The following is a 19,155-nucleotide window of genomic DNA, read 5'->3' as shown; positions in this document are numbered from 1 at the left end:
CCTTGTGCCCGGGAGCGTGCGGAGCTCGTCCGCGCCTGGTGGGTGACAGCATCAGGCTCCGGCGTGGCCATCTGCGGGGACACCGGCACAAAGCTCGACCGGCCCGTGCCTGCAGGTTTCGAGACGGAACCCGCAAGGGATCCGGGTAAATCTCCGCGTGCGGGATGCCTCGGGCATCTCCACCAAAGCTTCAAATCGGACACCAGATGTCCGCCGTGCATCCCGCACCCCTCTCATAGCTCCAGGCGCCCAGCGCCGTGGAGGATTTCGTGCTTCCTCATCTCCAAACACACACGATTTTTCCCGGAAGCGCGCAGCGCTGTCCGGGACCGACTGGACGCGGCTCACGCTTCACGCCGGTCGGTAGATCCCGGATCTGCAGCCTGCCTGCGCAGGCTTTCATCCGGGAAAAATGGAAGAGGTTGAAATGAACACTTCCGCTTTCCCCGGATTTATTCCGCGGTCTGGCGGGGTTTCAGGCTTAACCGCCTCCCGGCGCTGACGCGCCGGCCCCTTCGACCCCTCCTTCGCCAAGGCTATGGAGGGCCCACTTCCCCACAGCGTGGGGAAGAAAGAGAGAGCTGCTTTCCCCGGACGTGTTCCGGGGTCTGGCGGCGTTTCAGGCGCAGGCTCAGCCGGGCCGCGGCACGGGGGCCGGGGAAAATGGAGAAAGTGAGGGAGAGCGGACCAAAGCAGCCAGACACACAAACGCCCACCTCTCTGCCCTGCCGCCCCGGCCCACAACAACCCACCCCGAAATCCCGCGCTTGCACTTCTCCCATATCCGTGTACTTTGCTTTGTAAAGTTCTTGGAGAAAGATATGTCTAACGATGCCGATCTTGCCTATCTGCGCTCTGTAGCCGAAGCCGGACAGCAGGCGCCGTCCCTCGCCGGGCGTTTCTTCATCTGGTGGGGCGGGCTCGCCGCGCCTGCGCTTCTGGCCCACTGGTTCATCATCACCGGCCAGGCCGGAATCGATCCGAACCTGGTGGGCTTTGTCTGGATGGCCTACGGGCTGATCGGCATGACGGGCACCGCCCTTCTCGGCCGCAGCCTGCGCAACAAGCCCGGTACGGGCGCAGTGAACAATCGCGGTGAGAGCGCGGTGTGGCACGGGGTGATGTGGCTGGTCGCCGCCTATGCCATCGGGGCTGTTGTGGCACTGGTGCTGGGACGGGGCGACATGATCCTGTTCGACACCATCCCGCTGGTCGCCTTCGGCGGCTATGGCGTCTCCTTCTGGGTGTCTGCCAGCCTGGGCGGACCACGCTGGATGCGGCCGATGTCGATCATTGCCTGGCTGGCCTGCGGTGGCGGGATGAGTCTGGCCGGCACGCCGGAGCTCTACCTGTTCAGCGCCGCCGCGGTGGCGATCCTGGCCATCGTGCCCGGCGTCATTCTGCTGCGCGGGGAACCGGCCGGCGAGGCGGCATAGATGGGTGCCGAATTCGACGCCTCCCGGATCGACGAGACGATCCATGGCCGCCTGCGCCTGGGCATCATGGCGCTGCTTTCGGCGGCCAGCAGCGCCACCTTCGCCGAGATCAAGCAGAAGACCGGTGCCAGCGACGGCAATCTCTCGGTCCATCTGAGAAAGCTGGAAGATGCGGGCTATGTGTCGGTCGAGAAAAGCTTTGTCGACCGCAAGCCCCAGACCCGCGCCGCGCTGACAGGGGCGGGCCGAAAGGCCTGGCTGGCCTATCTCGACCAGCTGCGGACACTGCTCGGCGACACGCCTGAAAACTGAGACGGATCAGGCCGCCAGCCGGCTGCGCTCATGGGTCCAGGCGATCACATCGCCCTCATGACCCGCCTGCACGAAACCGGCCTTTTCCAGCACCCGGTGCGCGGCATCGCGATCGTCGGGCGTGTGGGCGACCACCTGTTTTACCGTGTCGTGGGAATAGGCCCATTGCAGGAGCGTGTTGACCGCCTCGGTCGCCAGCCCCTGCTCGCGCCAGGAGGTCAGCATGGAATAGCCGATCTCCACCACACCGTCGGCGTCCGGCGCCCCCATGAAGCCGCCGCTGCCAAGCAGGCGGTGCATGACGGGCGAGATGAAGACCCAGGCCCGCCAGCCGGTCTGCTCCGGGTGAGCCTCCAGTGTCTCGCACAGCCGGCGCATGGCCGTCTCGTCGGTCAGCTCCGGCGGCCAGGACGGCTCGGGCTCGACCTCGAGCGCGTCGAAAAAGGCCTGACGGTCATTAACCTGCAGAGCCGCCAGGCGCGGGTCCAGCGCGACCAGCCGCAGGCGCGGCGAAGCGATTTCGATCTGTGTCGGCATCAGCGCTTGGTCCATGTCCCGGCCTTGCGTCCCGGCGGCCAGCCAGCCGCCCGGGACGTCCGTTTGATTGTGCCCGAAACGGGCCTGCTTGTCCGCCGGAAATCCCGCCGGTGCCTCTATCGCAGTCCACCACAAGGGCGAATCACGCAGAGTCTAGGCGGGCTTCACGTCGGCTTTGCGACACTGCCGGGGCCGTGCAGCTGCATCAGGCCTGCATGGTCCAGCCTTCCACACCCATGGCCGCCTGGCGGATCGCCTCGGTCAGGGTCGGGTGAGGATGGCAGGTGCGGGCGATATCTTCGGACGCCGCCTGGAATTCCATGGCGAGGCAGATCTCGGCAATCATCTCACCGACATTGGCCCCGATCATGTGGGCCCCGAGGATTTCGTCGGTCTCGGCATCGGCCAGGATCTTCACGAAGCCTTCGGTCTGGTGATTGGTGCGCGCCCGGGAATTGGCCTGGAAGGGGAATTTGCCCTTCTTGTACTTGCGGCCTTCCGCCTTGAGCTCTTCCTCGGTCTTGCCGACCGCGGCGATTTCCGGCGCCGTGTAAACGACGCCCGGAATGACGCCATAATTCACATGCCCCGCCTTGCCGGCGATGCGTTCCGCGCAGGCCGTGCCTTCATCCTCGGCCTTGTGGGCCAGCATCGGACCGCTGGTGCAGTCGCCGATCACCCAGACATTCTCCGCAGAGGTGCGGAAGTGGTCATTGGCGATCACGCCGCGCTTGTCGGTCTCGATACCGACATTTTCCAGCCCTAGGCCTTCGGTGTAGGGACGGCGGCCGATGCAGACCAGAACCGTATCGGCTTCCAGCGTCTTGGCCTCGCCGCCTTCGGCCGGCTCGATCGTCACTTTCAGCATGTCCGCATCCGAAGCGTCGACGCCGGTGACCTTGGTGGACAGGTGGAATTCCATGCCCTGCTTGGCAAAGATGCGCTGGGCGTTCTTGGCCAGCTCGCCATCCATGCCCGGCAGGATACGGTCGAGATATTCGACGACCGTCACGTCCGCACCCAGGCGGCGCCAGACAGAACCCAATTCCAGCCCGATCACGCCGGCGCCGATCAGCACCAGCTTGCCGGGGACTTTCTCCAGCGACAGTGCCCCGGTGGACGACACCACCCGCTTCTCGTCGATCTCGACCCCCGGCAGCGGCGTCACTTCAGAGCCGGTCGCGATCACGATATGCTTGGTGTCGAGCGTCTGCTTGCCGTCCTCGGTCTCCACCTCGACCTTGCCCGAACCGGCGATGCGGCCCTTGCCGACGAGATAGTCGACCTTGTTCTTTTTCATCAGGAATTCGATGCCCTTGGTCAGGCCGTCGACGGCCTCGTCCTTCTGCTTGAGCATTTGCGGCAGATCGAGTTCCAGACCGCCGGTCTTGATGCCCAGGCCGGCAAATTCCTTGTCCGCCGCCTCATAGAGTTCGGACGCGTGCAGCAAGGCTTTCGAGGGGATGCAGCCGACATTCAGGCAGGTGCCGCCGAGGCGGCCGCGCTTCTCCACGATGGCCACCTTGAGGCCCAGCTGGCCGGCACGGATGGCGCAGTTATAGCCACCGGGGCCACCCCCGATGATCACGACGTCGTAGGGTTCGGACATGGTCGCCTCGCAAAAGCTGGAATGATCGGTCGGACTTGCAGCCTATATGCCCATGATCGTGCGCAAAAGTAAGGCCCGATCTGCCCCGATTGGCAGCTTCTCGCGCAAGGCAGGCATGCACGGATCAGTCGGGATCGCGCGTGAACACGGATCCGGCGAGGACCAGGACGGCGATGACGGTGAGGTCGAAGGCATTGAGCCCCCATTCGACCAGATTGGCGCTGCCGGAATAGGCCCGGTCCATGCCCGGCTGCTGGAACCAGTAGAGCGAGAGGAGGAAGTCGACCGTGAAGGCGATCGCATAGACGGGCAGGGCCAGCCAGGAGCGCAAGAGCAGCATGAGCGCAGCAAGCGCGTAGCCGCCGACGAACCCGCCCCACACCAGGAAATACCAGAGCGGGAAGCTGCGCAGCATAGCCGCCACGTGCTCGTCGATGTCGAAGGGACCGTCTCCACTGAGCCGGAAGGCCATCGTGCCGCTGAACAGCAGCACCGCATAACTGACCCGGAGAACGACCAACCCCTTGAAGAGGGTCGAGAACGCAGTGGTTGCACGCATGAAAAACTCCCGCCGGAAGGCTTAACCCAATCCGGCGGGAGCTCGCGGAATAAAGAAATTTTGGCCTGTGAAGACCTTGCTGACCTAGAGGTCGAACAGCATGCGCTGCGGGTCTTCCAGGTTTTCCTTCACGCGGACAAGGAAGGTCACCGCTTCCTTGCCGTCGACGATGCGGTGGTCATAGCTCAGCGCCAGATACATCATCGGCTTGATCACGACCTGGCCGTTCTCGGCGACCGGGCGCTCCTGGATCTTGTGCATGCCCAGAATGCCCGATTGCGGGGCGTTGAGGATCGGCATCGACATCAGCGAGCCGTAGACGCCGCCATTGGAGAGGGTGAAGGTCGCACCCTGCATCTCCTCGATCGAGAGCTTGCCGTCGCGGGCACGCTTGCCCAGACGGATGATTTCCTTCTCGATCTCGGCCAGCGACATCTGGTCGGCATCGCGCACGACCGGCACGACGAGGCCCCGGTCGGTACCGACCGCCACGCCCATGTCGTAGTAATTCTTGTAGATGATATCGGTGCCGTCGATCTCGGCATTGACCGCCGGGATTTTCTTAAGCGCCGAAACACAGGCCTTGATGAAGAAGCTCATGAAGCCGAGCTTCACGTCGTGCTTGGCAACGAAGGCGTCCTGGTGGGCCTTGCGGGCGGCCATGATGGCCGACATGTCGGCCTCGTTATAGGTGGTCAGGATCGCCGCGGAATTCTGGGCATCCTTAAGGCGCTTCGCGATCGTCTGGCGCAGACGCGTCATGCGGACGCGTTCCTCGCGCGGACCGGTTTCACGCGGCGCGGCAGACGGGGCCGGAGCAGACGGCGCGGGAGCCGGGGCCGAGGTCGAGGCCTTGCTGGCGGCTTCCGCGGCCTTCAGCGCATCGCCCTTGGTGATGCGGCCATCCTTGCCGGAGCCCTCGATGGAGCCGGCATCCAGCTTGTTCTCCTCGATCACGCGCGAGGCCGACGGCATGGCCTTCTTGTCGCCGCCCGAAGCGGTTTCAGCCTTGCTGTCGTCCTGGCTGTCCGAAGAGGCCGCTGCCGAGTCGCCGGCGCCTTCCGCGATCTTTGCGACGGCATCGCCCGGAGACACGGTATCGCCCTCGCCGACCAGCAGTTCGGCGACCTTGCCGGCCACAGGCGACGGCACTTCGACGGCCACCTTGTCGGTCTCGATCTCGACCAGCGCCTGGTCGATCTCGACCGTGTCGCCGACCTTCACCAGCCAGGAGCCGATCGTGCCCTCGGTGACGCTTTCACCCATTTGCGGCACGGTCGCCTCGACCGTCTCACCGCCCTTGCCGGCATCGGCCGGCTTGTCGTCTGACTTGGACGCCTTCTTGCCCTCATCGGGCTTTGCCGGCTTCTCGTCAGCCTTGCCGCTATCCTTGTCGCTGCCTTTGCCGGCACCCTTGCCGCCGGCATCGAGCACGCCCAGCTTGGCGCCGATCTCGACCGTATCGCCTTCCTGGGCGGAGATTTCACCCATCACGCCGTCTTCCTCGGCGCGGACCTCGACGGCGACCTTGTCGGTTTCCAGCTCGACCAGGACATCGTCCTTGGAGACGGCATCGCCGGTCTTCACCTGCCAGCTGCCCACCGTGGCTTCGGTGACACTCTCGCCGAGCTGCGGAACGGTGATATCGGTCATGTCGGTTCTTCCTCTGTCAAAGAGAATGATCGCGCGCCCTAGGCGAGGGCTTCGTCGACCAGGGCTTCCTGTTGCTGCTTGTGCTTGGCGGCGATGCCGGTCGCCGTCGAGGCGGTCGGCGCGCGGCCGACATAGCGCGGCCGCTCCGCCTGGCCCTCGACCTTGCCAAGGACGTATTCGATATTGGGCTCGACGAAAGTCCAGTAGCCCATATTGCGCGGCTCTTCCTGGCACCACACGACTTCGGCGTTCGGGAAACGCGCCAGTTCGGCCATCGCCGCCTTGTACGGGAAGGGATAGAGCTGTTCCACCCGCATCAGGTAGATGTCGTCGATGCCGCGTTCCTCACGGGTTTCCAGAAGATCGTAATAGACCTTGCCCGTACACATCACGACGCGGCGGATCTTCTCGTCAGCCTGAAGCTTGATCGAGGTCTGGCGGATCTCGCCTTCAGGCCGCTTCTCGTCGGCATCGTCCCACAGGACGCGGTGGAAGGAGGAACCCGGCCCCATCGCGGCGAGCGTCGAGACGCAGCGCTTGTGACGCAGAAGACTCTTCGGCGTCATGATCACCAGCGGCGAGCGGAAATTACGGTGGATCTGCCGGCGCAGGATGTGGAAATAATTGGCCGGCGTGGAGCAGTTGGCGACCTGCATATTGTCTTCCGCGCACAGCTGCAGGAAGCGCTCTGGGCGTGCCGAAGAGTGCTCGGGACCCTGACCCTCATAGCCGTGCGGCAGCAACATCACCAGGCCGGACATGCGCAGCCATTTGCGCTCACCGGACGAGATGAACTGGTCGATGATCACCTGGGCGCCGTTCACGAAATCGCCGAACTGGGCTTCCCACATCACCAGCGTGTTCGGCGCCGAGAGCGAGTAGCCGTATTCGAAACCCAGCACCGCCTCTTCGGACAGCATCGAGTCGATGACTTCATACTTCTTCTGCTCGGGCGCCAGATTGTTCAGCGGCGTGTAACGCTCGGCCGTTTCCTGGTCGATGATGTGCGAGTGACGCTGCGAGAAGGTGCCGCGGCCGCAATCCTGGCCGGACAGGCGCACCGGGAAGCCTTCGGTCAGCAGCGTGCCGAAAGCGAGGTGCTCGGCCGTCGCCCAGTCGATGCCCTCACCCTGCTCGATCGCCTCGCGCCGGCCATTGATGACCCGCTTCAGCGTGCGGTGGATGTTGATATCGTTCGGTATGCGGGTCATCGCCTCGCCGACCGCCTTGAGGCGCTCGATCGTGGCCGAGGTCTCGCCGCGGCGCTCGTCATCCTCGGGCAGGCCCAGGCCCGACCAGCGGCCGTCCAGCCAGTCGGCCTTCTTCGGCTCGAATTCCTTGCCGGCGTCGAACTCGTTTTCCAGGAAGGTGTCGAACTCGTTCTCGATCGCCTCGGCTTCGGCCGCTGTGATCACACCTTCTTCCATCAGCCGGTCCTGGTACTTTTTCCGCACCGGCGGCATATCCTTGATGATGCGGTACATGATCGGCTGGGTGAAGGTTGGATCGTCGCCCTCATTGTGGCCGTAGCGGCGGTAGCAGATCATGTCGATCACCACGTCCTTGCCGAACAGCTGGCGGTATTCCGTCGCGATCTTGGTGGCGTGAGTGACGGCTTCCGGATCGTCGCCATTCACGTGGAAGATCGGCGCCTGGACCATCAGCGCCACATCCGACGGATAGGGGCTGGACCGGCTGTCCTTCGGGTCGGTGGTGAAACCGATCTGGTTGTTGACGATGAAATGGATCGCGCCGCCCGTGCGGTGGCCGCGCAGGCCGGAGAGACCGAAGCACTCGGCCACCATGCCCTGGCCGGCAAAGGCCGCATCGCCGTGCAGCAGCAGCGGCAGCACCGAGGAGCGCGGCGTGCCCGGGGCCTTGCGGCAATTCTCTTCCTGCTTGGCGCGGGCCTTGCCCAGCACGACCGGATCGACCGCTTCCAGATGGGACGGGTTGGCGGTCAGCGACAGGTGCACCTTGTTGCCGTCGAACTCGCGGTCCGAGGAGGCGCCGAGATGGTATTTCACGTCGCCGGAACCGAACTCTTCCTCGCCCTGGGTATTGCCGCCCTGGAATTCGTGGAAGATCTGGTGATAGGGCTTGCCCATCACGGCGGCCAGAATGTTCAGGCGGCCGCGGTGCGGCATGCCGATGATGATGTCCTCGACACCCATCGCGCCGCCGCGCTTGATGATCTGTTCCAGCGCCGGAACCATCGCCTCGCCGCCATCGGCACCGAAACGCTTGGTGCCCGGATAGCGCTTGTGCAGGAATTGCTCGAAACGCTCTGTCTCGATCAGCTTGGACAGGATCGCCACCTTGCCCTCGGGCGTGAAGGTGATGTCCTTGTCCGGCCCCTCGAAACGCGCCTGCAGCCAGGCTTTTTCCTCGGGGTTGGAGATGTGCATGAACTCGACACCGATCGGGCCGCAATAGGTGCGCTTGAGGATGTCGAGCATCTGGCGCGGCGTGGCGGTCTCGAGGCCGAGATAGCCGTCGATGAAGACTTCTTCGTCCAGCGCCGCCCCGGTAAAGCCGTAGGTCGCCGGATCCAGTTCCGCCTGATAGCCGAAATCCGTCAGCCCCAGCGGGTCGAGATCGGCCGCCAGGTGGCCGCGCATGCGGTAGGCGCGGATCATCATGATGGCGCGGATGGAATTCTGCGTCGCACGGCGGATTTCCGCCGGGTCGGCGCCCGGGCTGGCCGCAGCAACATGCTCGGCGACCCGGTCGACCATCGCCGCCTCGTCCGGACCGATATCGCCCAGCGCCGAGACCAGATCGCCATTGGCCGCCTTCGGCCAGCCGGGCCGTTTCCACGCCGGGCCGCGCGCCGCATGGCTCGCATCGGCCGGGGCATCGCCCATGGCGTCGAAGAAGGCTTTCCAGCTCGGCGGCACCGAGTTCGGGTCCCTGGCATAGGCGGCGGCCATCTGTTCGAGATAGACGGCGTTGGCGCCCTGCAGGAATGACGTGTCCAGGAAGGACTGGTTTTCGGGGGATCGGCTTTGGTCAGACATTGGGGGAGATGGCCTGAGTCAGGAGTGTGTCTGTATGCGTCGCTACACAAGGACGGTTAAGCAATCATCTAGGACGGATGTCCAACGAACAGTACCGTTTTTCCCCGGTCTGCTGACAAGTTGGTGACAGAGATGACAGCTCGCCGATAGCACACGCCCCCGATGCCCGAAGCGCGGTTCTTTTTGGCAAAGTTTCTGAAAACGTGTACGAGCGACTAATCGTCGTTGCGTAATTGTGCCGCCAAGACACCCGCGAGATAAGTTTCCATAGGGGCCGGCTCAAGATCGCCCGCTTCCCAAGAAGCATCCACTTGCCTCAACGCGTCGTAATATGGTTGTCGATTTTCTCGGATTCGTTCGGGTACAATCTTATTCCCCGGCAACAATGTTCCGTTGTGAACACAGAGCAGATAGTAGCAAACGGCCCTAGCGGTTCGCCCATTCCCTTCGATGAAAGGGTGTATCCAGTTTAATCGCCATAAAGCGTATGCTGCCAGCTGAGTGGCTGTTTGATTGTGCCAATTTTCATGTATGAAAGAAATAAACCGGTCCATCGGCTCCGGGACATCGCTGAAGTGGGGCGGGCGGTGCCCGCCCACATAGATAGGCTCTTCTCTAAACCTTCCACCGAATTGGCAAATCCCTGAAACCGCCGCATGATTTAGAGACCAGAGCATATATTTGTCTATGGCGGTCGGCCCTTGGCGAATACCTATTTCAATAAAATTCGTAAGCAAATCATACTGTCGAAGTAGATTTCGCTCGGTAAGAGCTTGATAAAAATCTGAATCTTGATGCTCGGTGACAATCATAAAAAAGGACCCGCTTGTAGCGGGTCCCGATAGTTATCGATTCTTACACGGGAATCAATCTAACCGTGCGCGAAGCGTTGCGAGCAGACTCTTTTGTGATTGTGGAACCTGCAGGCGCATTCCCAAACGCAAAACTCGCGCGCTGCTCTCGAAGTTCATCATCCGTGATCTTACGAGCTCGCGCATCCTCAAGAAGGCTCTCAAGTTCCGGTCTCGACGGCGCCGGGCTAGCAACCGATTTACGTTCAGCCATGACGGTGCTCCAAATTCTAATCCCTCTAGTTCGAACGAGAATCGTAAAGGATCATCTAAGATTCCCGAGTTGGCATTTCCACCCCTGAGTGAGAACAAGACCTGCCTGCCACCCTTTCCGCAGACATCCCAAATCACTAGCCAACACTGAGATTCTACGCCTCACCCATAGATTTCGCCACCTCAAAATTTCGTATATGCGTGCGCAAATTTTGTACTGAGCTAAGCGACTCTGCGAAAAGCGAAAAACCGCGCCCCGGAGACCCGGAGCGCGGCTTGTTTTCGGTGTCGTTGCTGAGAGAGCCTAGCCCTTCAGCAGCTCCGCCAGCGTGGTGCCGAGGCGGGCCGGGGACGGGGAGACCTTGATGCCGGCCGCTTCCATGGCCGCGATCTTGTCTTCCGCACCGCCCTTGCCGCCGGAGACGATGGCACCGGCATGGCCCATCGTGCGGCCCGGAGGCGCCGTGCGGCCGGCGATGAAGCCGACGGTCGGCTTCTTGCGGCCCTTCTTGGCTTCGTCGGCCAGGAATTGCGCGGCGTCTTCCTCGGCAGAACCGCCGATCTCGCCGATCATGATGATCGACTGGGTCTCGTCGTCGGCCAGGAATTTCTCCAGCACGTCGATGAATTCGGTGCCCTTCACCGGGTCGCCACCGATACCCACCGCCGTGGTCTGGCCGAGGCCGACCTGGGAGGTCTGGAACACGGCTTCATAGGTCAGCGTGCCCGAACGCGAGACGACGCCCACCGAACCCTTCTTGAAGATCTGGCCCGGCATGATGCCGATCTTGCACTCTTCCGGCGTCAGGATGCCCGGGCAGTTCGGACCCAGCAGCATCGACTTGGACTTGTCCAGCTTCGCCTTGACCTTGACCATGTCCATCACCGGAATGCCTTCGGTGATGCAGACGATGAACGGGATTTCAGCATCGATCGCCTCGATGATCGCGGCACCGGCACCGGCCGGCGGCACATAGATCACGGACGCGTCGGCGCCGGTGGCTTCCTTGGCCTCGCCCACAGTGGCGAAGATCGGCAGTTCGGCGGAGGCGTCGAGACCCGAGGTCCAGCTTTCGCCGCCCTTCTTCGGGTGCACGCCGGCGACCATCTGCGTGCCGTAGTATTGCAGCGCCTGTTCGGTGTGGAAGGTGCCCGTCTTGCCGGTCAGGCCCTGGACGATGACCTTGGTGTTCTTATCGACGATGATCGACATTATTCGGCCTCCTTCACGGCGGCGACAATCTTCTGGGCGGCGTCGTCGAGATCGTCGGCGGCGATCACGTTGAGACCGCTTTCATTGATGATCTGCTTGCCCTTTTCGACATTCGTGCCTTCCAGGCGCACGACCAGCGGCACCTGAAGGCCCACCTCCTTGACGGCCGCAACCACGCCTTCCGCGATCACGTCGCAGCGCATGATGCCGCCGAAGATGTTGACCAGGATGCCCTTCACATTCTTGTCGGCGGTGATGATCTTGAAGGCCGCGGTGACCTTCTCCTTGGACGCGCCGCCCCCGACATCGAGGAAGTTCGCCGGCTCGGCGCCGTAGAGCTTGATGATGTCCATCGTCGCCATGGCCAGGCCCGCGCCGTTGACCATGCAGCCGATATTGCCGTCCAGCGCCACATAGGCGAGGTCGTACTTGGAGGCCTCGATTTCCTTGGCGTCCTCTTCGGTGGTGTCGCGCAGTTCCATGATGTCCGGATGACGGAACAGCGCATTGCCGTCGAAGGAGACCTTGGCGTCGAGCACGCGCAGGTGATGGTTTTCCATCACGATCAGCGGGTTGATCTCGAGCAGCGACATGTCCTTCTCGGTGAAGGCCTTGTAGAGTGTCGGGGCCAGTTCCATCATGTCGTCGCGGGCGACGTCATGCAGGTGCAGCGCTTCGGCGATCTTCACGGCATCGCCCTGGGTGACACCATATTCCGGATCGATGTCGATCGTGTGGATCTTTTCCGGCGTGTCGTGCGCGACCTGCTCGATATCCATGCCGCCCTCGGTGGACACCACGAAAGCGACCTTGCCGGTCTCGCGGTTCACCAGCAGCGAGCAGTACAGTTCGCGGGAGATATCGGCACCGTCCTCGATGTAGAGGCGGTTGACTTGCTTGCCCTCGGGGCCCGTCTGGTGCGTCACCAGCGTATTGCCGAGCATTTCCCTGGCGTGGGCGATCACCTCGTCCTTGGAGAAGGCCAGGCGCACGCCGCCTTTGGCATCCGGGCCAAGTTCCTTGAACTTGCCCTTGCCGCGACCGCCGGCATGGATCTGCGACTTCACCACCCAGAGCGGTCCGGGCAGTTTGTCGGCCGCAGCTGCGGCCTCGTCGGCGGAGAAGATGGCAACGCCCTCGGCAACCGGTGCACCGAAGGTCTTCAGGACGGCTTTCGCCTGATGTTCATGAATATTCATAGATGGGGCCTCGCGGGAGGATAAAAGCGAAGAAATGGCCAGACAGGACCCGCCTTATAACACTGGCCCGGCCAAGCGCAACGCATTCGCCTGCGCCGCGCCGGACTAGGCCGGACGGCGGTCCGGACTGCCGGCGTTTTCGACGATCCGGGACAGCGGCAGCGCCATGGGCGAGCAGGGCAATTCCGCATCCGGAGCAATCGCGGCGCCGGAGAAATACCGCACGCCCGCTGCAATCGCGACCTGCAGGAAACCCGCGTTTTCGACTTCGGCCAGCGCCGTTTCCGCCTTCATGGCCTGGGCCGAGGCGGTCCAGTCGGTCAGCGCCGCGACCTGCGTCTCGTCGGGTCCGCCCTCATTGATGCGCGATGGCGTATCCGCATCGAATACACCGACCCCGCAGCCTTCGAAGCGCTGCAGATCGATATCGCCGAATGGCAGTTTGACCATCCGTTCGGCGGCCAGCGGTTTCAGCGAGCGGAAGATTTCCTGGGTGCGGCCGATCGGCGCGCCGGCAGGCACGCCCTCGATCCGCAGCCGGAAAAAGCGGCGCATCGGTTCAGGAACCGACTGCAGCACGCCGATATAGTCCAGACGCCGCGACACCGTCACCAGCGTGGCATGGTGGACCGGGACCACCACGGCGCAGGGACCGCCGGCCGCCCGGGCCTTCTGGAAGCCGCGCTGGGCGGCGCGGGCGACGGCCATGTCCAGCATGTGATGCAATTCCGGCTCGTCGCGTCCCATCAGCGTGTCGCGCCCGTGGACCGCAAACCCGTTCACCGACCGGCGGGCGATGCAGACATTGTGGATCAGCGCGCCGCGCCTAGCATCCCAGACCGGCCGGAAGACGATACTGTCCCAGGGTAGCCCACCGGCGGCCGAAGGCGCGGGCCGGACAGCGGCACCGGCGGATTTCTTCGTACCCGCCTCGACGGCCTGCCAGCGCGGCGCCGTCTCTCGCGCGGCCCCGGCCTTGTCCTCCGGCGCCGGCTCCGCAGCCGCACGGGACTCTTCCTGCGCCTGGGCGACAATCTCCAGCAGTTCGGCCGTGGTCACGCTGCGCGCATCGGCGACGAGTTCAATCATCTCCAGCCGCCGGTCGCCGAGGAAGAAGCGCTCCAGCTCGGCGGCGATGCCGGTGACCTGGGCCTCGGCCGCCGCCGGATCGAGGGTCGCGAACACGATCATGAAACCGCCGCGGCAGCGGATCACGACATCGGCCGCATCGATGCGTTTCTCGATGAAGTGGGCCGCGACCTCGTAGATCTTGTCGCGCAGGCGTGGCCAGTCCTCGCCGGCCTCGTCGCGCACCCGGTCGAGATTGAGGAACTGGAATTGCCCCATATCGACGGAGCTGCGCCCCGCCAGCACGCTCTTCAGCTTGTTCTTGAGTTCCGGCGACATGGCAGCGCTTCCCCGGGGACCCGATCCCGCGCCGCAAGGCTAGTCTGCAAGGTCTTGCCAATCGGTAAGCCTGCGCAAGCCGCGTCAGGCGGCGTCGCTGGCCCGGTCGCGCAGATCGTCGAGCAGGCAGGGCTGCAACGGCACCGGCAGGGTCGAGGCCTCGCCGACCGCATCGCCGATGAACACCTGGAAGCCGGCATTCAGGCCGGCGTCGAGCTGTTCGAACGTCGCCACATTGGTCAGACAGCCGCGGGCACCGAAGCGCTCGATCGACACCGCCTCGGCGGTCAACTGCTTGAGCACGTTTTCCTTGATATGTCCCGTCGCATCCGGCGCCGGCAGCTCGGAGGAAAACAGGGTAATGCCGCAATTCTCGAAACGGCTGAGCTGGATGGTCCCGACGGGGATCTTGGCGAGGATGTTCGAGCCGAAGCAGCGCATGGCACGGAACAATTCCTCCATCTGGCCCTGGGGCGCACCGTCGGGGATGTTGTCGACCCGCAGGTAGAAATACTTGCGAACCTTCTGGGGCATGCATTGCAGGATGGAGAAATAGCGCACCCGGTCGGACGGACCGATAATCGTGTCGTAATTGACCGGGATGGCGATGGCGCACTTCATCCCTTCGGCATAGCGCCGCATGAAGCCGCGCTGGGCGGCGATCGCGACGGAATGGTCGAGCAGCCGGTGCAAGTCCGGCGCCGCATTGCCCAGCAGCGTATCGCGCCCGAACAGCATGCGGCCATGATACTTGCGGCGGGCCAGACAGAAATTGGCGGTGATATAACCGAAGCGCACATCCCAGGACGGCATGAAGACGATGTCATCCCAGGTCTTGTCGAGGTCGGAGAAGAGATCGGCGGTCGAATGCGACCACCGCTTGGCGGCAACATCGAAGTCGGCGGGATCGGCGCCCGAGAGCGCCAAAATGGAATCATCCGGAGCGTCCCCGTCAAGCCCAGCCAGATCGCCCCGCCAGTGACCGGTCGATGAGGAGACAGCAGTCCCGGCAGTCTTCTCGTGCTTGAGCGCCTGCCAGTGGCCGACACTCTTCAATGTCTTTGTGTCCTTGCGGACCGGTTTGCGGCGGGCCCCGGCGGCGGCCTGGCTATCCTCGGCCGCGCCCGACGCGACCATGTCCGCCAGCTCGGCCATCGAGACGGTCTGGCTTTTCGAGGAAATTTCCAGCCTTTGCAGGATGCGGTCGCCGAGGAAGAAGCAGTTCAGCTCCTGCGAGATCGCTTCGGTGTGGGCGACCGCATCGGCGCCGGCATAATCGGCAAAGATAAGTATGAAGCCGCCCTGGCAACGCACCATCACATCATTCGGCCCGAGGCGTTTCTCGATGAAATGCGCTGCAGCACCGTAGATCTTGTCGCGCAGACTGTCCCATTGTTCGGCGGCTTCGGCGCGAACCATATCGAGATTGATCCACTGGAAGTGCCCGATATCGACCGAAGCACGCCCGGCGAGCGCGGTCTTCAGGCGTTTCATCGTTTCGACATCCATGGCGGCGACCTGTCCTGCAGTTCTCCCAAGGCTCGAAAGAGCGGTACGGAAACATCCTGATGCTAGCCAGCATGCTTCACGAAACTCCGAAGGATTTGCGGGGCCTTTGATTCAAATGCAGAACAAGGTCTAGCGGGCGCTGGGTTAGCCATGGCTTACCACACACCTCGCACGCATAAGTTATGAATGCGGATGCTTTCCGCAGAAGTGTGGGCCGGCTCTGCTGTTCGAAAGGCCAGTCCGGCTTCAATGGTGTTGCTCTAGCGTGTCGTCGCCACGATGGCCCCGTCGACCGACAGAGCCCCGCCGCCCCGGGCAAACAGGTAGAAGGCCGCCGCCGCAAAGACGGCCGTCGCCGGCCAGGCCTCTGGCGCGATCCACGCGGCATAGACGCCGGCGGCTGCCAGCAGGATCAATCCCGCCAGGCGCGTCAGGAAGCCGATCAGCAGCAGACCGGCGCAGATCTGCGTCCCCCAGACGGCGATCTGGGCCAGGTGTGCGGCGGAGACAACCGGAACCGACCAGACTTCGGCGGCATGGATCAGGGCCGGGTCGACCCCGGGCCAGGCAGCGGCGTGCGCACGCCCCCACAGCCACAGGCCCGGCACCAGCGCCAGGCGCAGGAGACCGCCGACCAGCCAGTCGGGCATGAAGCGTTCCGCATTGGCGGCTCCGCCGGCGCTGTTCATCTTTCCCCCCGGAAATCCTGTCGGACGGACCATGCCCAAGCCGGACACGCCCCGCAAGCGACTACGCCCGAGGCGCGAATACCGGCCCGCTCAGCGGCCGATATAGGCGGTATAGCGCGCCGTTCGTTCTCCGAAACCGTGCACGCTGAAACCGACCGGCGCCTCGCCGTCGGCGCACTGGTCCGAGGTCATGCGCTCGACCCCGTCATCGGGAAGCGGCAGGCAGAACTGCCCCTCCTGGCGGCCGTGATAGACACCGATCTCGGCCACCATCAGCGTGTCGGTTTGCGGGAAGCCGCGATAGACATCCGCGCATTCCTCCGCCGGCACGGTATGCAGGCCGTCCAGTGCGAAATTCCCGTCCGGCATGGCATCCAGCACGGCGATCTCGATATCGCGGGAAATAAGGTTGCACACTTCCAGCGTCCGGACCGGCCGGGCCAGACCCTGGTCGTCGACCGGCGCGCCCGGACACAGGGTTGCGTCCTCCGCGGCCAGTCCGTCACACGCAATGCGCCAATGTACGCGCCCGACATTGCGGCCGCCGGGACCACGCTGACCGGTAATCTCGATCGGCGTCGACCGGAAAGCGCGCGGCACACGCCCGGAAGTACAGGGCTCTGCGGTTGCGAGCGATGTCGACGACGAGGCGGGCACGCACCACACCGCATCGCCCTCGCCGCGTGGCCAGAACCACTCGCCCGACATCACATGCAGATCGATGCTGTCGCCCATCACCCCGTTCAGCCCGCCATCCAGGCATTCGCCGGGATCGACCAGGAACCAGGTCTGCAGCGTCCGGTCCTGCGTGGGCCCGGTCCGGTAGGCCGCGGCCGTTGCGACACGGAACCCGGTCTCGTTGCACACCTCGACCATGACGGTGCGCTGGGCGAAGGCGGGGGTGGACACGGCGCTCAGGACGAGCACGGCAAGACAGGACAGGACGCGTTTCATGGGAGGCTCCGCTGGCTGCACGCGAAGGTGGCAAGCCAGCCGCGCCCCGTCAATCGCTCACCCGGCCGGACCGGCCAGAAACATGTCGTGCATCAGCCGGCCGGGCACGAAGGTGAACAGGCCGGGAATGATCAGCGCGCCGAAATAGAGACTTATCACGATAGTCCGGTGCCGGCGCCACCGGCGCGTCTGGATCGAACGCGCCAGCCCGACCAGCCCGAACAGGGTGAGCGGGATGAAGAGGTGGATGGGCGAGAACCCGCCCTCATTGATCTCGTGGATGAAGAGGGCTGACACCGCAGTAACCGCCATCAGTCCCGCCCAGACCACGCCCAGCGTCCGGTGCGGCAGCGTGCCCTTGGCCCCGGCCAGCTGCACCGCCCCGAGCACGAGCGCCCCGGTGGCGCAGATCGCGTGCAGCTGGATCACCGCCGGTGCGGCGGCAAAGGCGCCGAGATCCATCACCGCCTCCTAGAGCGAACGCCAGCAGCCGTGGAAGCCGTACGGATTGGCATAGGGCAGACGCCAGCTGCCCACCGGCCCGTCATCGACGCGCCGGGCGTCGAAGACGTGCAGCTCGCTCGCCCGGGCCCGCTTGTTCAGCGCGGTATGGACCAGCCAGCCCGCGCCTTCCTGTGCACGGTCGCTCGCCGGAATGAAGAGCGGTTCCTCGACGACGATGTCATCGCCGAAGTCGAAACGGCGGGTCTCGCCGGACGCCAGGTCGCGGCGCACCAGTTGCGAGGCGCCGCGCAGCTGGTTGTCCGACCAGCCGACATGCCAGGTGAAACGGCGCTCAAGACCGGTAAAGCGTGGATCGATCTGCGGGAACTCGGCATAACTGTCGGCGAATTCGGCCTGTTCGAACCGGCCGCCGGGCCGCAGCGTGATCAGCCGCATACGGCTGGTGCTGTCCGTCTCCGGGCGAACATGGCCGCGCATGGCGTCGCGGGCGCCCTCGGTGGCAAAGCGGGCATTGTCGGACAGGGCCGCATCGACACGGATCGTGCCATCGGCCTCTTCCCAGGCACCGCCGATATGGAACAGGAAGCCCGGCGGCAGATCCCACACACGGCGCTGCGACCAGTCGGCCTTGTCGATGGCGACGACGCGCATCGCCCGGCTGTCATCCCAGGCGAAACTGTCCAGATAGGGCAGGCGCGCGCGGTCCCACATCAGATTGCCGACCAGGAAGACCAGCGAACGGTCGGTGACGGCGAAGTCGTGGATCATGCCGCCCGGCACATCGCCGACCATGTCGGCGCGGCGCAATTGCCCGTCGGCGCCGATATGCCAGAGCACCAGCGCGTCCTGCATCGGCGCCTGGCCGAAATTCCAGATCGTCCCGTCCGGATCGACCTTCGGATGGGCCGAGAAAGGAAGGCCGGCCAGGCCTTCGCCCCAGATCTTCGCACCACGGGATTCCAGCGTGTCCGGATCGAGCTCCCAGGCCGAACCGCCTTCCCACAGCGCCATCAGCGCCCCGTCGATCATCATCACCGACGTGTTTGCCGCATTCATGTAGTCCGGACCGCGCATGCCCTGGCTGTCCGGCGGCACCGATCCGAAAGTCGGCATCAGGAAGCGGCCGGCATCCTCTTCCGCCAACCATTTGCGCGTTTCCACGAAGCGGGCCTGGTGGGTGACGGGCTCGCCCGGCGTCAGCCGCCAGGCATGGACCATGCCGTCACCGTCGAACCAGTGGCGATAGCGCCAGTCATTACGGGTGAAGCGTGCCGGACCGTTGCGGTGCAGAACGCCGGACAGGCCGGAGGGCAGACGGCCGTGCAGGCGCTCGGCCACGGCATCACGGCCTTCGGCCGGAGCGTCGGCCATGCCCAGCGTCCACGGATCATTGGCCGCGGCCGCCTCGAAGGCGGCCAGGACCGGATCGGTCGACAGGAGGCCGAAGGCCGGTCCCGACAGGCCCGCGGCGCCGCCCGCGGCGGCCAGCATGGACAGCATTTCCCTGCGGCTTGTCTGCATGTCGGCCT

General features: G+C 64.2%; 16 protein-coding genes. 2 read left to right on the top strand and 14 right to left on the bottom strand.

The window, feature by feature from the left end:
* Positions 1–821 precede the first annotated feature (821 nt).
* A complete protein-coding gene (locus JJ918_RS01590; RefSeq protein WP_291882405.1) occupies positions 822–1,436 on the top strand; it encodes a hypothetical protein in 615 nt (204 codons plus the stop codon).
* Complete coding sequence (locus JJ918_RS01585; protein ID WP_291882402.1) at positions 1,437–1,748, top strand: transcriptional regulator; 312 nt, start codon at positions 1,437–1,439, stop codon at positions 1,746–1,748.
* Between the two features lie 6 nt (positions 1,749–1,754).
* On the opposite strand, the gene JJ918_RS01580 is transcribed toward JJ918_RS01585, so the two are convergent.
* The 14 genes from JJ918_RS01580 to JJ918_RS01515 form a co-directional block, all read right to left on the bottom strand.
* Entirely contained in the window at positions 1,755–2,300 is a 546-nt protein-coding gene (locus tag JJ918_RS01580; protein WP_291882399.1) for a GNAT family protein, read from the bottom strand.
* A 190-nt stretch (positions 2,301–2,490) separates the two neighbouring features.
* A complete protein-coding gene (gene lpdA, locus JJ918_RS01575) occupies positions 2,491–3,894 on the bottom strand; it encodes a dihydrolipoyl dehydrogenase (protein WP_291882396.1) in 1,404 nt (467 codons plus the stop codon).
* Between the two features lie 124 nt (positions 3,895–4,018).
* On the bottom strand, positions 4,019–4,453 hold the full coding sequence (locus JJ918_RS01570) for a hypothetical protein (RefSeq protein ID WP_291882393.1): 435 nt from the start codon (positions 4,451–4,453) through the stop codon (positions 4,019–4,021).
* A gap of 84 nt (positions 4,454–4,537) precedes the next feature.
* Complete coding sequence (gene odhB, locus JJ918_RS01565) at positions 4,538–6,106, bottom strand: 2-oxoglutarate dehydrogenase complex dihydrolipoyllysine-residue succinyltransferase (RefSeq protein ID WP_291882390.1); 1,569 nt, start codon at positions 6,104–6,106, stop codon at positions 4,538–4,540.
* A gap of 38 nt (positions 6,107–6,144) precedes the next feature.
* The gene (locus tag JJ918_RS01560) at positions 6,145–9,126 is read right to left on the bottom strand and encodes a 2-oxoglutarate dehydrogenase E1 component (protein ID WP_291882387.1); all 2,982 of its coding nucleotides are present in this window, start codon (positions 9,124–9,126) and stop codon (positions 6,145–6,147) included.
* A 215-nt stretch (positions 9,127–9,341) separates the two neighbouring features.
* Positions 9,342–9,938 carry a Fic family protein gene (locus tag JJ918_RS01555; RefSeq protein WP_291882384.1) on the bottom strand — a complete coding sequence of 199 codons (597 nt, stop codon included), beginning with the start codon at positions 9,936–9,938 and terminating at the stop codon, positions 9,342–9,344.
* A 556-nt stretch (positions 9,939–10,494) separates the two neighbouring features.
* Complete coding sequence (sucD, locus tag JJ918_RS01550; RefSeq protein WP_291882383.1) at positions 10,495–11,403, bottom strand: succinate--CoA ligase subunit alpha; 909 nt, start codon at positions 11,401–11,403, stop codon at positions 10,495–10,497.
* A complete protein-coding gene (gene sucC, locus JJ918_RS01545; protein WP_291882380.1) occupies positions 11,403–12,602 on the bottom strand; it encodes an ADP-forming succinate--CoA ligase subunit beta in 1,200 nt (399 codons plus the stop codon). Before sucC ends, sucD begins: the two co-directional genes overlap by 1 nt.
* 105 nt (positions 12,603–12,707) lie before the next feature.
* Positions 12,708–14,009, bottom strand: a complete 1,302-nt coding sequence (locus JJ918_RS01540) for a hypothetical protein (RefSeq protein WP_291882378.1) — start codon at positions 14,007–14,009, stop codon at positions 12,708–12,710.
* 84 nt (positions 14,010–14,093) lie between these two features.
* A complete protein-coding gene (locus JJ918_RS01535; protein ID WP_291882376.1) occupies positions 14,094–15,518 on the bottom strand; it encodes a hypothetical protein in 1,425 nt (474 codons plus the stop codon).
* Positions 15,519–15,778: 260 nt separating this feature from the next.
* The gene (locus tag JJ918_RS01530) at positions 15,779–16,207 is read right to left on the bottom strand and encodes a TQO small subunit DoxD (protein ID WP_291882374.1); all 429 of its coding nucleotides are present in this window, start codon (positions 16,205–16,207) and stop codon (positions 15,779–15,781) included.
* A 90-nt stretch (positions 16,208–16,297) separates the two neighbouring features.
* Positions 16,298–17,161, bottom strand: a complete 864-nt coding sequence (locus JJ918_RS01525) for a hypothetical protein (RefSeq protein WP_291882371.1) — start codon at positions 17,159–17,161, stop codon at positions 16,298–16,300.
* A 57-nt stretch (positions 17,162–17,218) separates the two neighbouring features.
* Positions 17,219–17,623: a DUF2306 domain-containing protein gene (locus tag JJ918_RS01520; protein ID WP_291882369.1), complete on the bottom strand. Its 405-nt coding sequence runs from the start codon at positions 17,621–17,623 to the stop codon at positions 17,219–17,221.
* Positions 17,624–17,632: 9 nt separating this feature from the next.
* Complete coding sequence (locus tag JJ918_RS01515) at positions 17,633–19,147, bottom strand: carotenoid oxygenase family protein (protein WP_291882368.1); 1,515 nt, start codon at positions 19,145–19,147, stop codon at positions 17,633–17,635.
* Between the last annotated feature and the right edge of the window lie 8 nt (positions 19,148–19,155).

It is taken from the genome of Maricaulis sp. (assembly GCF_017642925.1).
Taxonomy (GTDB): Bacteria; Pseudomonadota; Alphaproteobacteria; order Caulobacterales; family Maricaulaceae; genus Maricaulis.
Note: the sequence above shows the minus strand (reverse complement) of the source record. Positions and strands in the feature narration are given on the sequence as shown.

What these genes read in the sequence shown, in the direction of transcription:
- JJ918_RS01560 (WP_291882387.1), bottom strand. Translation starts at nt 9,126, where the DNA reads ATGTCTGACCAAAGCCGATCCCCCGAAAACCAGTCCTTCCTGGACACG.
- JJ918_RS01580 (WP_291882399.1), bottom strand. Translation starts at nt 2,300, where the DNA reads ATGGACCAAGCGCTGATGCCGACACAGATCGAAATCGCTTCGCCGCGC.
- JJ918_RS01515 (WP_291882368.1), bottom strand. Translation starts at nt 19,147, where the DNA reads ATGCAGACAAGCCGCAGGGAAATGCTGTCCATGCTGGCCGCCGCGGGC.
- JJ918_RS01590 (WP_291882405.1), top strand. Translation starts at nt 822, where the DNA reads ATGTCTAACGATGCCGATCTTGCCTATCTGCGCTCTGTAGCCGAAGCC.
- lpdA (WP_291882396.1), bottom strand. Translation starts at nt 3,894, where the DNA reads ATGTCCGAACCCTACGACGTCGTGATCATCGGGGGTGGCCCCGGTGGC.
- JJ918_RS01525 (WP_291882371.1), bottom strand. Translation starts at nt 17,161, where the DNA reads ATGAAACGCGTCCTGTCCTGTCTTGCCGTGCTCGTCCTGAGCGCCGTG.
- JJ918_RS01570 (WP_291882393.1), bottom strand. Translation starts at nt 4,453, where the DNA reads ATGCGTGCAACCACTGCGTTCTCGACCCTCTTCAAGGGGTTGGTCGTT.
- JJ918_RS01540 (WP_291882378.1), bottom strand. Translation starts at nt 14,009, where the DNA reads ATGTCGCCGGAACTCAAGAACAAGCTGAAGAGCGTGCTGGCGGGGCGC.
- odhB (WP_291882390.1), bottom strand. Translation starts at nt 6,106, where the DNA reads ATGACCGATATCACCGTTCCGCAGCTCGGCGAGAGTGTCACCGAAGCC.
- JJ918_RS01520 (WP_291882369.1), bottom strand. Translation starts at nt 17,623, where the DNA reads ATGGATCTCGGCGCCTTTGCCGCCGCACCGGCGGTGATCCAGCTGCAC.
- sucD (WP_291882383.1), bottom strand. Translation starts at nt 11,403, where the DNA reads ATGTCGATCATCGTCGATAAGAACACCAAGGTCATCGTCCAGGGCCTG.
- sucC (WP_291882380.1), bottom strand. Translation starts at nt 12,602, where the DNA reads ATGAATATTCATGAACATCAGGCGAAAGCCGTCCTGAAGACCTTCGGT.
- JJ918_RS01535 (WP_291882376.1), bottom strand. Translation starts at nt 15,518, where the DNA reads ATGGATGTCGAAACGATGAAACGCCTGAAGACCGCGCTCGCCGGGCGT.
- JJ918_RS01555 (WP_291882384.1), bottom strand. Translation starts at nt 9,938, where the DNA reads ATGATTGTCACCGAGCATCAAGATTCAGATTTTTATCAAGCTCTTACC.
- JJ918_RS01585 (WP_291882402.1), top strand. Translation starts at nt 1,437, where the DNA reads ATGGGTGCCGAATTCGACGCCTCCCGGATCGACGAGACGATCCATGGC.
- JJ918_RS01530 (WP_291882374.1), bottom strand. Translation starts at nt 16,207, where the DNA reads ATGAACAGCGCCGGCGGAGCCGCCAATGCGGAACGCTTCATGCCCGAC.